The sequence below is a fragment of the Algoriphagus confluentis genome (assembly GCF_036245625.1).
GTDB lineage: Bacteria > Bacteroidota > Bacteroidia > Cytophagales > Cyclobacteriaceae > Algoriphagus > Algoriphagus confluentis.
The window spans coordinates 307,344-322,674 of sequence record NZ_BTPD01000004.1; the positions used below are offsets into that span (position 1 = coordinate 307,344).

Sequence of the window (15,331 nt, forward strand, 5' to 3'; positions counted from 1 at the left end):
GAGATTTGATTACTCAATTCCTCCAGCCTGCATTTTCTCCAAATTCTCTGCCATTCTTAGCGCAGAGATGAATTCCTCGATATGTCCGTCCATCACTTCGGGGAGATTGTATACTGTTTTGTTGATTCGGTGGTCGGTGACCCGGGATTGGGGATAGTTGTAAGTCCGGATCTTGTCCGAACGGTCACCACTGCCTACCATGGATTTTCTCTGAGCCCCAACAGACTCATTGTGCTTGGCCAGCTCAATCTCATAGAGTCTTGAACGCAGGACCTTTAGGGCTTTTTCGAAGTTTTTGATCTGTGACTTTTCATCCTGACAGGTCACCACCAGCCCGGTGGGATTGTGAGTCAATCGCACAGCCGAATAGGTCGTATTGACGGATTGACCTCCTGGACCTGAAGAGCAGTAGGTATCTTTTCGGATATCATTCATGTCCAGATGCACCTCTACTTCGTCCATTTCCGGTAGTACTGCCACAGAAGCAGCAGAAGTATGCACTCGGCCTTGAGATTCGGTAGCTGGTACACGTTGAACCCGATGTACACCGGACTCATATTTTAGCATCCCATAGACATCCGCTCCGGATACTGTGGCAATGATTTCTTTGTAGCCTCCAGCTGTACCAAAAGTCAAATCCAGGACAGTCAATTTCCAGCCTTGCATTTCGCAGAAACGCTCATACATACGAAACAGGTCTCCCGCAAAAATAGCCGCTTCATCCCCTCCAGTTCCTGCCCGGACTTCCAATATACAGTCTTTGGAATCATTGGGATCTTTTGGAATAAGCAATTCCTTCAATTCGGCCTCCAGCTTTTCTTTCCTCTCCCGCAAGTCTTCCAGTTCCATTTTGGCCATTTCCCGGAATTCAGGATCTTTTTCTTTGTCCAGGATCTCCTTTGAGCTATCGATGTTTTGCAGCACTAGGGAGTATTCTTCGTAGACCGCCACGATTTTTTCCAAGTCCTTGTACTCTTTGGTAAGCTTGGCATATTTGCTCATATCCGACATAGAATCCGGCAAAATGATCAATTGACCTACTTCTTCAAATCGTTCTTTAAGGGCTTGTAATTTATCGAGCATGGGTTTTTTCTTGGCTGCGCAAAAGTAAGGAAATTTATTCTTGAAGAGGATGGGTGGCCCATTCAAAGCCAAAGAGCCTGATGTTTGATCAGGCTCTTTGCAAGTAGTTTTCGAAAATGGGATTTATTCCACGGTCACGGACTTGGCCAGGTTCCTAGGTTGATCCACATTACAGCCTCTCATCACAGCGATGTGATAAGAGAAAAGTTGAAGAGGAACCACCGCGACCAAAGGAACAAAGGCTTCATGAACTTCTGGAATCTCGATCACATGGTCTGCCATAGCTTTTACCTGAGTATCACCTTCCGTGACTACAGCAATCACTTTGCCTTTTCTGGCTTTCACCTCTTGGATATTGCTCACCACTTTTTCGTAGGAACTATCTCTGGTGGCAATAAAAATCACCGGCATTTCTTCGTCAATCAAAGCGATAGGGCCGTGCTTCATCTCAGCCGCAGGATATCCCTCTGCATGGATATAGGAAATTTCCTTTAGCTTCAGCGCACCTTCCAACGCTACCGGGAAGTTGTACCCTCTACCCAGGTAAAGCATATTTCGGGCGTCTTTGTATTCTGCGGAAATGTACTTGATCAGTTCATTGGATTGGAGCGCCTTTTCTACTTTGGAAGGGATGGCAGCCAGCTCATGAAGGAGCTGGATATATTTGTTTTCCGGTAAAGTCCCTCTTTGGTAACCCAGCTTCAAGGCCATCATGGCCAATACGGAAATTTGAGCTGTAAAGGCTTTGGTCGAGGCCACACCGATCTCAGGTCCTGCGTGGGTATAAGAACCAGCGTGAGTAGCTCGGGGAATGGATGAACCGACCACATTGCAAACTCCAAAGATGGTAGCGCCACGGGATTTGGCCAACTCAATTGCAGCCAAAGTATCTGCTGTCTCTCCGGACTGGGAAATGGCGATGACGAAGTCTTTCTCATTCACCACAGGATTTCTGTAACGGAACTCAGAGGCATATTCTACCTCCACTGGAACCCGTGCAAACTCTTCAAAAAGATACTCTGCTACCAAGCCTGCATGCCAGGAAGTTCCACAGGCAGTGATGATGATTCGCTCGGCATTCTGAAACTTATTCATGTAATCTCTCAGACCGCCCAACACCAGTCTTCCGGATTTCGCATCAAGCCTTCCTCTCAGACAGTCTGCGATGGACTTGGGCTGCTCGTAGATTTCCTTGAGCATGAAGTGCTCGTAACCCCCTTTTTCGATTGCCTCCAATTCCAGCTCCAACTGATTGATGTAGGGGTTGGTATGAACATTTTCGATGGTTTTGACTTGAAGCGCACCATTTCGGATCACGGCAATTTCATAATCGTCTAAGTAAACTACCTTGTTGGTGTATTCGATAATCGGGGTTGCATCAGAAGCCAGGAAATACTCGTCTTCCCCTACCCCAATCACCAATGGAGATCCCTTTCTTGCTGCAATGAGCGTATCCGGTTCTTCCATATTGATCAGCACGATCGCATAGGCTCCAACCACTTTGTGCAGAGCCAATCTCAACGCTTCTTCAAGTGAGCATTGATTGTTGACATAGATATCTTCGATGAATTTGACGAAAACCTCGGTATCGGTCTCACTTTGAAAAGTGTATCCCTTTTGAAGAAGATCTTTTTTCAATACCTCATAATTTTCAATGATCCCATTATGAATCATCGCAAAACGCTCCGAAGCGGAGTAATGCGGGTGGGCATTGACATCATTTGGCTCTCCGTGGGTAGCCCATCGGGTATGGCCGATTCCTATCTTGGATTGAAGCTGTCCATTACTCTGGAGATAATTCTCCAACTCAGCCACTTTACCTTTCTTTTTATAAACACTTAGCCCATTTTGATCCAAGAGTGCAACTCCAGCGGAGTCATAGCCTCGATACTCCAGTCTTCGAAGGCCTTTGAGAATGATAGGCAAAGCTTCCTGCTGCCCAACGTACGCAACTATTCCACACATAATGAAAAATTCTTAAAAGTTGAATTATACTTCCGCAAAGAAACAGGTTTCGTGCCAAAAAAAATAATCCACTTCCATAAAATCAGAAAGTGGATTATTGGGACTTCTTTGAAATCGATTGTTTACCTAGTTCTGGAGTAAATCACCTGAACCTTGATCTTATCCTTATTGATCTTGTATTGGCGCATGGACCTTCTAAACTCAATTCCTTGAGTTGGAGTCTCAGCAAACAATAACCAATCCTGTCGCTGAAGCTGCCCCCTAAAGATGGCATTGACATGAGAAGTAATTCGGGTCCGGTATTCTTTATTCTCCGAATCGTACTGAAGGACCGCTGCCGAGGCAAAGAAATTATTGGGTACCATATTCCCATTCTCATCCTCAATTACCTGTGGCTGTCCGTCACCTTGGACATGCAATTCATTTTTGGCCGGAAGTGAACTGAGCAAAATTCTGTTTTCAGAATCGATGAATTTCATCACCATGGCAGAAATGGGATTGTTATCCTCATCCTGTGCCTCTATAGGACCTATATTCAGATTGATCTGATTGAAAGTCACGCCACTGAGCGTATCCAAGAAAGCATCAATTGGACTGGTATCCACTTTCAGGGCCATAGCTAATCCCGATTTCATTCCGACTATTGGGCCTACATCGTAGGTTTTTCCCCGATCAACAATGACTTGTGAGGGAGTGCCTGAACGATCAGATTTCACACCATTGAAGCTTCTTGAAGAAAAGGTGGTAATGGAAAAAGCAGTAGCCGTGGTATCCCCTGCATAGTGAAAATAAAAGGTCAGGCTGGTATTTCCCCCCAATGCAACTCCAATAGAAGTATTATCCCCCTCACGAGCTTGCAACGCAAAACCTGGAAAATAATCCCTGAATTCGAAAAGAGTCTGGAATTCACGGGAATTCCTAAGTCTGACGAAGAAATCACCTGCAAAGGTCTCGTCCACAGGGAACACCAAAGTAGTATCCTTCACCTCTCCAAAGGTCGCTTCTACCTCTGCGAAAGGTGTCGTTTGGTAATCCAGCCGATCAAAATTGTAATACAGGGTATCCAAAATCGGCTCAGTAAGCTGATGAACAGAATACTTCTTGGGCTGATCGAGATTAGAACCATTGACACTGACCACGTCCAGACTGAAGAAGGTCGAGTCCAAAATGGCATCGTTTCTAGGTCTGTCCTCAGTCACGTCCAAAAACATTCTACTGAAGGCAGTAGCTTCGGTCACTCCAAACAAATCATCCTGCTCATGACCTGCCAGCAAAATGGTAGAGTTGGTCGTATTGAACGAGTCCAACAAAATCATTTGGGCATCCAAAGCAAACTCCCGATAAAAAACACCGATTTGGTTATTATCAGGAGCTAATTCGATACCGATCCGGGAAGGATCGCTGCAGGAAGAATTGAGGAAAATAAAGGAAATGAGGGCCATTAAGGCCCATTTAACCGGCGAGACTGGTGTAGATGCCGTATAACTCTTCATGAGCTTGCTGCTCTTCTTCAATACTGATTTCAAACTTTTTGTCTTTTGAGAAATCCTCGATGAGTTGGTTTAGTTCGGCAGAGACATCCTGACCCTTGATGACCATGTCGGCATATTCCATACCCAACTTGATGAATCCGGTGAAGTCTTTGCTCTTCAAAGGTGCTAAAATAGTGTCATCGATGTCCACCATCTTAACCTTGTTTAACAAATCGTCGCCAAAGGTATGGGAAAATCCATTGGAATATATCCCGAAGACCGTTTTGGTGTCTTTAAATAGCGGATCATTTTTGTAGGTAGTCTTCAGATACATCGGAATCAGGGAAGTCATCCAGTCGTTGCAATGCACGATATCCGGAGCCCAACCGAGCTTTTTCACAGTTTCGATTACCCCTTTGCAGAAGAAAATGGCTCTCTCATCATTGTCTTCGTAGAATTTCTCCTGCTTGTCATGGAAAACGCTTTTTCTTTGGAAATAGTCTTCATTGTCAATGAAGTACACTTGAAGCTTGGCATTAGGGATGGAAGCCACCTTAATGACGAGTGGTTTTTCCTCTTCGCCTACTGCGATATTGATCCCGGAGAGCCTCACTACTTCATGAAGTCGGTTTTTTCTTTCGTTGATCAACCCAAATCTTGGAACCAAAATACGGATCTCCATTCCACGCTCTTGCATGGCTTGAGGGAGAGTTCGTAAGAAATTGGCTACTTCAGAAGTTTGTAAGAAAGGGTTGATTTCACTGGCGACGTAGAGAATACGTAGTTTGGACATACTTGTGGGATTTTAATTAAAGTGATAAACAACGGCACAAAGGTAATAAAAAAAAGCCTAAAAGCCTTGTAATTCTGGATATTAATCTAGTTTTGCCCCAATTTGGCCGAAATACTGCCTTCCCGTGAAACGAATAAATACCCCCGCCGAGTGGAATCCGCTATGGCTCAGTCACCTCCAGAAAAACGAAAGAATAGGGTTTGTTCCCACCATGGGAGCACTGCATCAAGGGCACTTGGATTTGGTTCAAAAATCGGTGCAAAACACAGACACCACCCTAGTGTCCATTTTTGTCAACCCTACCCAATTCAACAATCCGGAAGATTTTAAAAAATACCCGAATACCTTAGAGGACGACTTGGAAAAACTGGAATCCGCAGGGGTAGATTACGTATTCGTCCCAGAGGTAAACACAATATATCCCGAGAAAGCCGAGCTCAAGCTGGATTTTGGAGATGTCGAGCGAGTCCTGGAAGGTGAATTCAGGCCCGGCCACTTCAATGGTGTGGGTGTCGTAGTGTCCAAGCTTTTTCACTTTATCCGACCTCATGTTGCGTTTTTTGGGCAAAAAGACCTTCAGCAAGTTGCCATCATCAAAAGATTGGTTCGGGACCTTTCATTTCCCATCGAACTGGAAATCGTGCCTACCCGCAGAGAGGAAGATGGATTGGCGATGTCATCCCGAAATCTCAGATTAAATCCTGAGGAAAGAATCCAAGCCCTAATCCTCATTCAAAGTCTGGAAAAAGCCAAAAGAGAACTTTTTGATGGAAAATCATGGTTTCAGGTCCAAAAAGAAATCGAAAGGGATTTTCAGCAGGTTCCTTTAGCCAAATTGGATTATTTCGAATTGGTCCACCCCGATACATTTGAAAGTCAGACAGAATTCAACCCGGAGAAAAAATCCTCCATCTGTGTAGCTGCCTACCTTGGAGAAATCCGATTGATCGACAACCTGCCGATAATTCCTTAATTTCGCGCCGGAAAAACTAAACCAATGCAAATCCAAATTCTTAAATCCAAAATCCACCGGGTGAAAATCACCCAAGCGGAGCTTCATTACGTAGGGTCGATTACCATTGATGAGGACCTCATGGACGCAGCTCATCTGATCGAAAATGAAAAAGTCCAAGTCGTCAATGTCAACAACGGGGAGCGACTGGAAACTTATGTGATCAAAGGAGAAAGAGGCAGCGGCCAGGTCTGTTTGAATGGACCCGCAGCCCGTAAAGCCGCCGTGGGAGACATAGTCATCATCATTTCCTATGCAGGAATGGAACTGGAAGAAGCCAAAAAATACCAACCCGTCCTTATCTTTCCAGATGAAAGGAATAGGCTAATCTAATGAACCCAACACTGAAAAAAGGAATCCAAATCGCAATCTCTTTGGGGATTGCTGTTTGGATTTTTTGGTTTTTGTATAAAGATATCGACGCTTCCAGCCTCTGGAATCAGTTGCAGACAAGCAATTGGTTTTGGATTGGTGGTTCTTTACTGATCTCTTGGGTTGGATTTTGGCTGAGAGGCTGGAGATGGACGCTGTTGATCTCTAAAGAAGAGGGAATTCCTATCAATCCAACCCGATCCTATCATGCAGTCATGGTGGGCTATTTGGCCAATCTCCTCGTGCCCAGAGCCGGAGAGGTCGCCCGCTGTGGGATTCTCACCCGCACCAATGGAGTTTCCTTGGGGCATCTGCTGGGAACAGTCATTGTCGAACGGAGTATCGACTTACTCTTTCTGGTTGGCACCATCGCATTGGCCTTCCTATTTGAAAACCAACTTTTTCTGGAGCTCTTTTCAGGCCTTGTCAATGTGGATTCTTTAGGAGAAAAACTGGGGAACAACCTTCCCATAGTTCTGGGAGGAGGGGTTGTTTTGATTTTGTTTTTCTACTTTCTCTTCCGAAAATTTAAAAACCACGGCTTGATCAACAAGCTTCAGGGCTTTTTCAGGCAGATCTTTTCCGGAGTGAAAAGCATTTCCCAAATGAGCAATCCTGCCGGATTCTGGATCACATCGGTTGCCATTTGGGTCATTTATTTTCTCACCATGTATTTTGTTTCGCTGGCTATAGAAAGTACTGCCAATTTGACACCGGGAGAAGTCCTTTTAGTCATGGTTATGGGGAGTATTGGCATGGTAGCCCCTGTGCAAGGGGGGATTGGGACCTTTCATGCACTCGTGGCGTACATTTTGATCCAGTTGGGAGTGTCAGAGACAGACGGAAAAATCTTCGCCGCCATTATTCATGGAACCCAACTCGTATTTATGTTGATTTTGGGTCTGATAAGTTGGCTGGAGATGATGAGAATTCCCGCTTGGATTAAACCTGACAAGGACTAACTTCGTATTCAATCCCGAATAAATTACCTAAACCATGATAATACTCATCGTAGTTGTATTTGCCATCCTAGGATTTGTGGTCAGCAGCAGACTGAAAAGCAAATTCAAAAAGTACTCTCAGACGCCTCTTCAGGCCAATCTCTCTGGTGCTGAAATAGCCAAGCTCATGCTTGCAGACAATAATATTCATGATGTGCAGGTGGTCTGTGTGGAAGGTCAACTGACCGACCACTATAACCCCATGAACAAAACCGTGAATCTCTCTCCGGATGTGTTCTATGGTAGAAATGCCGCCGCAGCCGCTGTAGCCGCTCACGAATGCGGTCACGCCGTACAGCATGCGACTTCCTACACTTGGCTCAATTTCCGTTCTGCCATGGTTCCTATCCAGAACATCTCCGGTAAAATACTGAATGTCGTTTTGATTGCATCTCTTTTCGGAGGCTTTGCACTCGGACTTCCTGTCCCACTGATCGGATATATCGTGGTGGGTTCTTATGGAGTGATGACCCTGTTCACTTTGGTCACCCTTCCTGTGGAATTTGATGCCTCAAACAGAGCTCTAGCTTGGGTACAAAACAGAAACGTAGTCACCCGTGATGAATATGCCATGTCCAAAGATGCCCTCAAATGGGCTGCAATGACCTATGTGGTAGCTGCTTTGGCCTCCTTGGCTACTTTGGCTTATTACATCTTCATTTTCTTCGGAAACAGAGATTAATCCTAAGAAAAGAACAGTTTACAAAAGGGGCATTTTTGCCCCTTTTCTTTTTTTGGCTATCTTTTCGCCGAGAATATATCACCCAATAATTTAACTACCTCTATGAATTTTCAATTGACCGAAGAGCATCTGGCCGTAAGGGAAGCAGCGAGAGAATTTGCTCAGAGTGAACTACTTCCCGGAGTGATTGAGCGGGACACCGAGGCCAAATTTCCTACCGAAGAAATCCGAAAAATGGGAGAATTGGGCTTCATGGGCATGATGACCGACCCCAAATACCAAGGGGGAGGAATGGACACCCTCAGCTACGTATTGGCTATGGAAGAACTTTCCAAAGTCGATGCCTCTGCCTCCGTTTCCATGTCTGTCAACAATTCCTTAGTACTTTGGGGCTTGGAAAAATACGGCTCCGATGCCCAAAAAGAAAAATACATCCCCAAACTGGCTACGGGAGAATTGATCGGGGCTTTTTGCCTTTCTGAACCCGAAGCCGGATCAGATGCCACCTCACAAAGGACCACTGCAGAACTCCATGGTGACCACTACTTGCTCAACGGTACCAAAAATTGGATCACCAATGGGAACACGGCAAGTATTTACTTAGTCATCGCCCAAACCGACCCTTCAAAAGGGCACAAAGGCATTTCCGTATTCATCGTGGAAAAAGGCTGGGAAGGATTTGTAATAGGAAAAAAAGAGGATAAACTCGGCATCCGTGGATCAGATACGCACTCGCTTATGTTTACCGATGTCAAAGTACCTGTAGACAATCGAATCGGAGACGAGGGATTCGGATTTACCTTTGCCATGGAGACCCTCAATGGAGGACGAATAGGAATTGCTGCCCAGGCCTTGGGAATTGCTGCCGGAGCTTATGAATTGGCTTTGGCCTATTCCAAAGAGCGAAAAGCCTTTGGCAAACCCATCAGTCAGCATCAGGCTATTCAGTTTAAGCTTGCCGATATGGCTACACAGATCGAAGCAGCCCGTCTGTTGGTTTACAAAGCCGCATGGCTAAAAGATCAGGGAGAAGACTACGCCCATGCTTCGGCCATGGCCAAGCTGTATGCTTCGGAAGTAGCTATGAATGTGACCGTAGAAGCGGTTCAGGTGCATGGAGGTTATGGATATGTAAAAGAATACCATGTAGAGCGACTGATGAGAGACGCCAAAATCACCCAAATCTATGAAGGCACCTCTGAAATTCAGAGAATCGTCATCTCTCGAGGTGTGTTGAAATAATCAAATCAATCCCATACAAAAAGGGTATAATTGAAATAAATTATGCCCTTTTTTTTATTTTCTTGACTTTTTGAAAAATATATTCCTGTTCTTTTCTGGAAAAGTGATATTTTTACTCACTACCTAAATATTACTCCATGGATTATTACAATAAAATCATTGAATCCGTACACATCCGTTTTTTGAAAGGCAATAATTATCGGGTAGAAAAGGCAGTAAAGATCAATGATTATCAGGAAAATGAAAATGCGCTCGTTTTACTGCATCATGGCACGCTCAAATTCGGAGAAGACCAGGAATTGGTGAATGAAGGAGAGATTTTGTTTTTACCGAAGGGAAGAAAAACCATCCTGACTTTAGGTTCCAGCAGCAAAAAAGCAGATTTGGAATTTGAGCAGTTCACGGACTCCAAAAGAAAATACCTTCAAAGTATTAGTTTCCGGGACATCAAAACCATAGAGGAAGACTGCATTTCCCTGATCAATTTTGAATCCAAGGTGTTTGATGTAGTTAACTTTTTCAATTCTCTGGATATTCCTCCGTTTATTATTCGATTCAATGATCGAATTGCCACGCTGATTGAGGACATCGTGAAAGAGCTGGAAAATGGAACGGTGGGCAAGGAGCGTGTGCTCAAATCCCTAACCGAAGTATTGATGATCGAACTGCTCCGTCATATTTTGAAAAACCGGCTGTTCACAGAAGAGCTATCTACCAACGCTACCTATTTCAAAGACCCAAGACTAATCGACCTATTCAATTACATCAAAACCAATCTCAACAGCGATCTGTCCAATAAAGTCCTCGCTCAGGTAGCCAACGTCTCTGAAGACTACGTAGGACAGTACTTCAAGATGTTGACAGGAATCAATCCTCAGGATTATATCGAATACCAGCGAATGGAGGCCGCCGTAGAACTGCTCCGTACCTCTAAAAAGTCCATTCGGGATATCGGAAAAGAAGTGGGCTACAAAGACACCGCCTATTTCTGCAGACGATTCAAGATGATGTACGGGGTACCTGCAGGAAAAATGAGAAGAAGGGATTCTTTAATCAGCTTTCAATGAGAAATTGTAGGCTGTTTTGATCTGTAAAATCTCCTCAAGAAAGGACGGATCCTTTTCCACCCGATTGCCCAGGACCACCAAATCAGCCCCGGCATCAAAGGCCATTTTCACTTTTTGTCCGGAGTCCAATCCCCCGCCTACGATGAGCGGACTTTTTACCAAAGATTTTACCTCAAAAATCACTTCCTGACTTACTGCCACACTACTCCCGCTGCCCGCATCCAGATAAAAGCACTGCATGCCCAAAAACTTGCCCGCCAGAGCTGTATCGGTTATCAATTGAACTTGAGTATTGAGTAAGGGCAAGGTCTGACTGACTGAGTGTACGCTGAGCAATTCTCCATTGTTGACCAAAATGTAGGCAGTAGGAATCACCTCCAGACCTGACTGATGAATTTGCCTTGCGGCATGAACTTGATGACCAATCAGGTATTCCGGATTTCGCCCAGAGAGCAAGGAAAGAAAAAGTAAAGCATCCGCTTCCTGAGAAACTTGTCCCTGAGAACCGGGAAAGATACAAATAGGCACCTTAGCAACTATTCTTTTGATTTCTCGGAGCAGTTCCTCTAGCCCTTCCCCGGTACAATAACTCCCCCCCACCAAAATCAAATCCAATTCCGGGGAGTCAAGGACCTGGTGCAATCGTGGATTTACCCCCTTTTCCGGATCGATCAGCAAAGCTACTCCTTTGTTTCCCGATTGGGAAAGTCTCTTCAGGAGCCTTTTAACTTTTTTCACTTTCCTTTTCTTCTTCAGGTCGTGCAAAAAGTGCACTGTAAATCCTGTCTTTGGCCAAAGCCAAGCCTAAAATTAAAACCCGCTGAGACAAAGTAGGCCAAAAAGTGGATTTCTTGGGTTCGGTAAGCCTCCTACGGATATCCTCATTGAGCAGACCTTCTCTGTCCAGTGCTTCCAGGGCCTCTTGGGTTTTATGTTGCTTTTTCTTACGTGTAGCTTTCACCACGGCAAAGGCCAAAAGTGCACCTGCTGCGACTACAGCCCCCACCTTGAGCCAATCCTCTGATTCTTTTTTTAGCAGCTCCAGTTGCTTATTTAGAGTCTGTTCGAGTTCCTCAGACCTTTTTTCCAGTTCTTTACTCATCGCTGATTTTCTCGTTTTTTATATTGGTGAAAAAGTTTTTCAGTGCACCCTCAGTTCGTTGCCGCAATTTCAGGGAGTCTCTGCTCAGATAAAGGACCAAAACGGTCAACAAATACATGAGTGCCACAATCAAAAATCCCAAATAAGGGCTTTGGGTAAGCTGACTGAGGAAAAAAGCCAAAGAAAGAGACAAGAACAAAAAGACCAGTAAAAGCAGACTTCCAATGATCACCAGCAAGATGAGTCTAGAAAGAAACCCGAAAAATTCTTCCTGAATTTCTTCCTTAATCAGCCCGATTCGAGCTTCGACTATTCCTCTGAGGGTCTTGATTATTTCCCCGACATTGATCATGGCTGGATATAAATTGTTGGCTAAACTGAAATCGAATATAAGCCAAAACCCTTCATCAAAAAAATTTACAGGGCAGTACGTTCTTCTTCCTGCGTGTAAAATCGGTACGTCAATACCAGCTCCAATGCCAACAAAATCGCCTGATTGATGGGGTAAAGCTGATTTAGATGATCATCAATATCAGCTAGCCGAGTGTACCAATGGGCAGCAATGGGAACATCCATCGAATCATTGATCTTCTCAGTGACCTTACGAAAAGCCTGAGCCCGTTCTTCTTTCAAAGGTTTGCAGGTAATCAATTCCTTTTTTCCCGATTTTTGGTTTCTGCGTGCAGAAGCGGCAAATAATCTGCAGATCAAGCCTCTTTGGGCATAATTCCCGCAAAATCCCTTCTTTCCGTCTTCGCTGAGCTTTCGATAGACCACACAAGAACCCGGCTCCTCTTCCAAGGCCAACTGCTTGGCGACTTCATCGGCGATCCCTTTGGATTCCAAGTCAAAGGCTAAGGGTAAAAATTCCAAGGGTGAGGCAGGAACTTTGGGGTTGGAGCAACAAAAGCCACAACCCGAAAGACAGCCCATACCTCCCTCTTGGTGAAATGTTTTTGCTTCTTCCTCAAGTTCCAGGAATAAATTCTGAACTGCCCGCGCCTTCTCAACCAGACTACCCATACCATGTGAATATTCGACAAAGTTAGGAGATGAAAAGGCGGATAAATCCCTTGGTACGAATATTTTTTTTTCCTGATTTCCAGCTCCTTACAAGGCTATATTCGAAAAGCATGTCCAACTTGGTCCTGGAATCGTTTTTTTAAAGAGCTAAATAGAAATAAGATGAGTCATATCGATGAGAAAAAGTCGGAGGAAAAAATTCGGCGGGCATTTCAGGAAAGAAACTGGAGTGAGATAAAAAGCGAGAATTCCTGGGCCATTTTTAAAGTCATGTCGGAGTTTGTAGAGGGCTTCGAAAAGTTGGCAAAAATCGGTCCTTGTGTATCGATTTTTGGATCCGCTCGGACGCCCAGAGACCATGAATTTTACCAAATCGCGGAAGAAATCGCCGCCAAGTTAGTCCGGCATGGCTACGGAGTGATCACAGGTGGTGGTCCTGGTATCATGGAAGCAGGGAATAAGGGTGCCTACTCCGAAGGAGGAAAGTCTGTGGGACTCAATATCCAGCTGCCCTTTGAGCAGTTTAACAACATCTACATTGACCGGGACAAGCTTTTAACCTTTGACTATTTTTTTGTCCGTAAGGTGATGTTTATCAAATATGCCCAGGGTTTTGTGGTCCTCCCGGGAGGTTTCGGGACTTTGGACGAGTTTTTTGAAGCCCTTACCCTCATTCAGACCAATAAAATCGGAAGATTTCCAATCGTCTTGGTAGGAAAGGAATACTGGGGAGGATTGGTGGATTGGATCAAAAAGACCCTGCTGAGAGGAGATCCAAATTACATCAGCGAATCTGACTTGGATTTGTTTACCGTAGTCGACGATGCCACAGAGGCGGTGAGAGCTATTGATGAGTTTTACAGCAAATACCTTCTCAGCCCCAACTTCTAAGCCCATGACAAAAAGCGGATTTCTTCTTCTTTTGGTTATGATTTTTGCCTTTTGCCAGTCCTTTGGACAAGGGTCCGATGGCAAAGGAGTGAGGATCCAAACCCAATGTATGCCCACCCAACAGGAGTCCAAAGATCCGCTTTTTGTTGTTATTGTGGGAGAGGACCAGGGTGTGTTTGAGCGCAGAGACATTGCAGGATTGCACCCCGAGCAAATCAGGGAAATGAAAGTCCTGAAGACCCCTGAGGCTAGAGCTGAATACGGCCAACCCGGGGAAAACGGGGTTGTTCTGATTTGGCTCAAAGAAGAATCACGGAATCAGCTGCCAAAAGCCTTGGAAAAAAAACTGACCAAAATAGAGCCCTCCGACTTCAGCCCACTTTGAGCTTTAGCTCTCCTTGCCTTTTAACCACTTTCAGTTCAAAATGCTGATTGATAAATGCCTTGCAGTGATTCTCTGCCCATTCGGCACGGGATTCTGTATCAAAAAGTAGAGTCATTCTCAGCATGGTCTTGACATATTGCTCGTGCTGTCCGAGATTTTTGACCCATAAGAGGAAGGTGGATTCCCATTCTTCCTTGAATTTGTCAAAATGACTTCTACCGTCAAAAAGTAATTCGAGTTGATTGTCCCCGTTTTTGAACCGATAGATTCCACAAAGCTGCCTGTAAATCAGCCGGATCCTGTCTGAGGGATAGTCGAAGGTATCGAGAATCCGCTCATAGGTTTCATCCATAAGCTGAAGTGGATTGTAAAGATGCGTGTAGGACCTTTTCAACTCGTACACCATCTGATCGAGCAATTCTTCCTCTAAGGCAAACTGGGCTTGCCGCAAAATGTAATTTTTGTCCAAAGGAAACAGCTTATCGATCATTCTGTCAGTGGGTTTGGGCAAAAATACAATTTCTCCTTCAAAAAATAGAAAAGAGAATCGGGATGTCCCAAAAAATCCCTTTTTTCTAATTTAATTCACTTTTCAGAGGCGAACCTCTACCAATCAGACGGCCTTGGGGAACGGTAGGCACTCAATTGTTCCAATAGCTCCACCGGGTCATCGGAGATGATAATCAAATCCTCTTGCTCGGGATAGAGGAAGCCTTCCTCCATGGCATGATTGAGGAAATCGATCAGCTTGTCATAGTATCCGTTGACATTGTAGAGCGCCAAAGGCTTCTGAATGTAATAAAGCTGATTGAGCGTCATGATTTCAAAAAGCTCCTCCAGCGTGCCGATACCTCCCGGCATAGCGATAAATCCATCTCCCCGCTCAGCCATCAGCCACTTGCGATCCCGCATGGTCTCGACGATAATCAGCTCAGTACATCCGGTATGTGCTACTTCTCGGTCAACGAGTTTTTGGGGAATGATACCGAGGACTTCTTTTCCGGCGGCCAGCATTTCATCTGCGATTACCCCCATCAAACCTACCCTACCCGCCCCATAGACCAAGGAAAAGTCCCGCTTGATCATTTCGTGAGCGAGGGCCCTTACCCCTGCCTCGTAGATGGATCCATTCCCTTTCTTGGATCCACAGTATACCGTGATTTTTTTCATTTCAATCCGATGATTTTATTTTCAAAAATAGAAAGATTGGACTTCGAGAGTCAGGTGGGAAGATAGCTGAT

Annotated in this window: 18 protein-coding genes; 8 read left to right on the forward strand and 10 right to left on the reverse strand. The window is 44.9% G+C overall.

The window, feature by feature from the left end; translation table 11 throughout:
• Positions 1 to 9: 9 nt before the first annotated feature.
• The 4 genes from prfA to AAA943_RS07875 form a co-directional block, all read right to left on the reverse strand.
• A complete protein-coding gene (gene prfA / locus AAA943_RS07860; protein WP_338223682.1) occupies positions 10 to 1,083 on the reverse strand; it encodes a peptide chain release factor 1 in 1,074 nt (357 codons plus the stop codon).
• 123 nt (positions 1,084 to 1,206) lie between these two features.
• Positions 1,207 to 3,048, reverse strand: coding sequence for a glutamine--fructose-6-phosphate transaminase (isomerizing) (gene glmS / locus AAA943_RS07865; RefSeq protein ID WP_338220602.1), 1,842 nt, complete (start codon positions 3,046 to 3,048; stop codon positions 1,207 to 1,209).
• A 122-nt stretch (positions 3,049 to 3,170) separates the two neighbouring features.
• Complete coding sequence (locus AAA943_RS07870; RefSeq protein WP_338223683.1) at positions 3,171 to 4,490, reverse strand: DUF4270 family protein; 1,320 nt, start codon at positions 4,488 to 4,490, stop codon at positions 3,171 to 3,173.
• 10 nt (positions 4,491 to 4,500) lie between these two features.
• Entirely contained in the window at positions 4,501 to 5,313 is an 813-nt protein-coding gene (locus AAA943_RS07875) for a glycogen/starch synthase (RefSeq protein ID WP_338220600.1), read from the reverse strand.
• Positions 5,314 to 5,437: 124 nt separating this feature from the next.
• Between AAA943_RS07875 and panC the strand changes: the two genes are divergently transcribed.
• From panC to AAA943_RS07905, 6 genes are all read left to right on the forward strand, one after another.
• A complete protein-coding gene (gene panC, locus AAA943_RS07880; protein ID WP_338223684.1) occupies positions 5,438 to 6,286 on the forward strand; it encodes a pantoate--beta-alanine ligase in 849 nt (282 codons plus the stop codon).
• Positions 6,287 to 6,310: 24 nt separating this feature from the next.
• Entirely contained in the window at positions 6,311 to 6,658 is a 348-nt protein-coding gene (gene panD / locus AAA943_RS07885) for an aspartate 1-decarboxylase (protein WP_338220598.1), read from the forward strand.
• Positions 6,658 to 7,659: a lysylphosphatidylglycerol synthase transmembrane domain-containing protein gene (locus tag AAA943_RS07890; RefSeq protein WP_338223685.1), complete on the forward strand. Its 1,002-nt coding sequence runs from the start codon at positions 6,658 to 6,660 to the stop codon at positions 7,657 to 7,659. The genes panD and AAA943_RS07890 overlap by 1 nt, the downstream gene beginning before the upstream one ends.
• Positions 7,660 to 7,693: 34 nt before the next feature.
• Positions 7,694 to 8,380: a zinc metallopeptidase gene (locus AAA943_RS07895; protein WP_338223686.1), complete on the forward strand. Its 687-nt coding sequence runs from the start codon at positions 7,694 to 7,696 to the stop codon at positions 8,378 to 8,380.
• Positions 8,381 to 8,482: 102 nt separating this feature from the next.
• Positions 8,483 to 9,622, forward strand: a complete 1,140-nt coding sequence (locus AAA943_RS07900) for an acyl-CoA dehydrogenase (RefSeq protein WP_338223687.1) — start codon at positions 8,483 to 8,485, stop codon at positions 9,620 to 9,622.
• 137 nt (positions 9,623 to 9,759) lie between these two features.
• Positions 9,760 to 10,689: a helix-turn-helix domain-containing protein gene (locus AAA943_RS07905; protein WP_338223688.1), complete on the forward strand. Its 930-nt coding sequence runs from the start codon at positions 9,760 to 9,762 to the stop codon at positions 10,687 to 10,689.
• On the opposite strand, the gene AAA943_RS07910 is transcribed toward AAA943_RS07905, so the two are convergent.
• The 4 genes from AAA943_RS07910 to AAA943_RS07925 form a co-directional block, all read right to left on the reverse strand.
• Positions 10,672 to 11,427, reverse strand: coding sequence for a geranylgeranylglyceryl/heptaprenylglyceryl phosphate synthase (locus AAA943_RS07910; RefSeq protein WP_338223689.1), 756 nt, complete (start codon positions 11,425 to 11,427; stop codon positions 10,672 to 10,674). The genes AAA943_RS07905 and AAA943_RS07910 overlap by 18 nt on opposite strands.
• Positions 11,414 to 11,791 (reverse strand): hypothetical protein, encoded by a 378-nt coding sequence (locus AAA943_RS07915; protein WP_338223690.1) that lies wholly within the window; start codon positions 11,789 to 11,791, stop codon positions 11,414 to 11,416. The genes AAA943_RS07910 and AAA943_RS07915 overlap by 14 nt, the downstream gene beginning before the upstream one ends.
• Positions 11,784 to 12,143 (reverse strand): phage holin family protein, encoded by a 360-nt coding sequence (locus AAA943_RS07920; protein ID WP_338223691.1) that lies wholly within the window; start codon positions 12,141 to 12,143, stop codon positions 11,784 to 11,786. Before AAA943_RS07920 ends, AAA943_RS07915 begins: the two co-directional genes overlap by 8 nt.
• Before the next feature lie 65 nt (positions 12,144 to 12,208).
• Positions 12,209 to 12,814 (reverse strand): YkgJ family cysteine cluster protein, encoded by a 606-nt coding sequence (locus AAA943_RS07925; RefSeq protein ID WP_338223692.1) that lies wholly within the window; start codon positions 12,812 to 12,814, stop codon positions 12,209 to 12,211.
• Between the two features lie 162 nt (positions 12,815 to 12,976).
• On the opposite strand from AAA943_RS07925, the gene AAA943_RS07930 reads away from it, so the two are divergent.
• Entirely contained in the window at positions 12,977 to 13,705 is a 729-nt protein-coding gene (locus AAA943_RS07930) for an LOG family protein (protein WP_338223693.1), read from the forward strand.
• Between the two features lie 4 nt (positions 13,706 to 13,709).
• Entirely contained in the window at positions 13,710 to 14,090 is a 381-nt protein-coding gene (locus AAA943_RS07935) for a hypothetical protein (protein ID WP_338223694.1), read from the forward strand.
• Here the strand turns inward: AAA943_RS07935 and AAA943_RS07940 are convergent.
• Entirely contained in the window at positions 14,077 to 14,580 is a 504-nt protein-coding gene (locus AAA943_RS07940) for a hypothetical protein (protein WP_338223695.1), read from the reverse strand. The genes AAA943_RS07935 and AAA943_RS07940 overlap by 14 nt on opposite strands.
• Before the next feature lie 116 nt (positions 14,581 to 14,696).
• Entirely contained in the window at positions 14,697 to 15,260 is a 564-nt protein-coding gene (locus AAA943_RS07945) for an LOG family protein (protein WP_338223696.1), read from the reverse strand.
• Positions 15,261 to 15,331 lie beyond the last annotated feature (71 nt).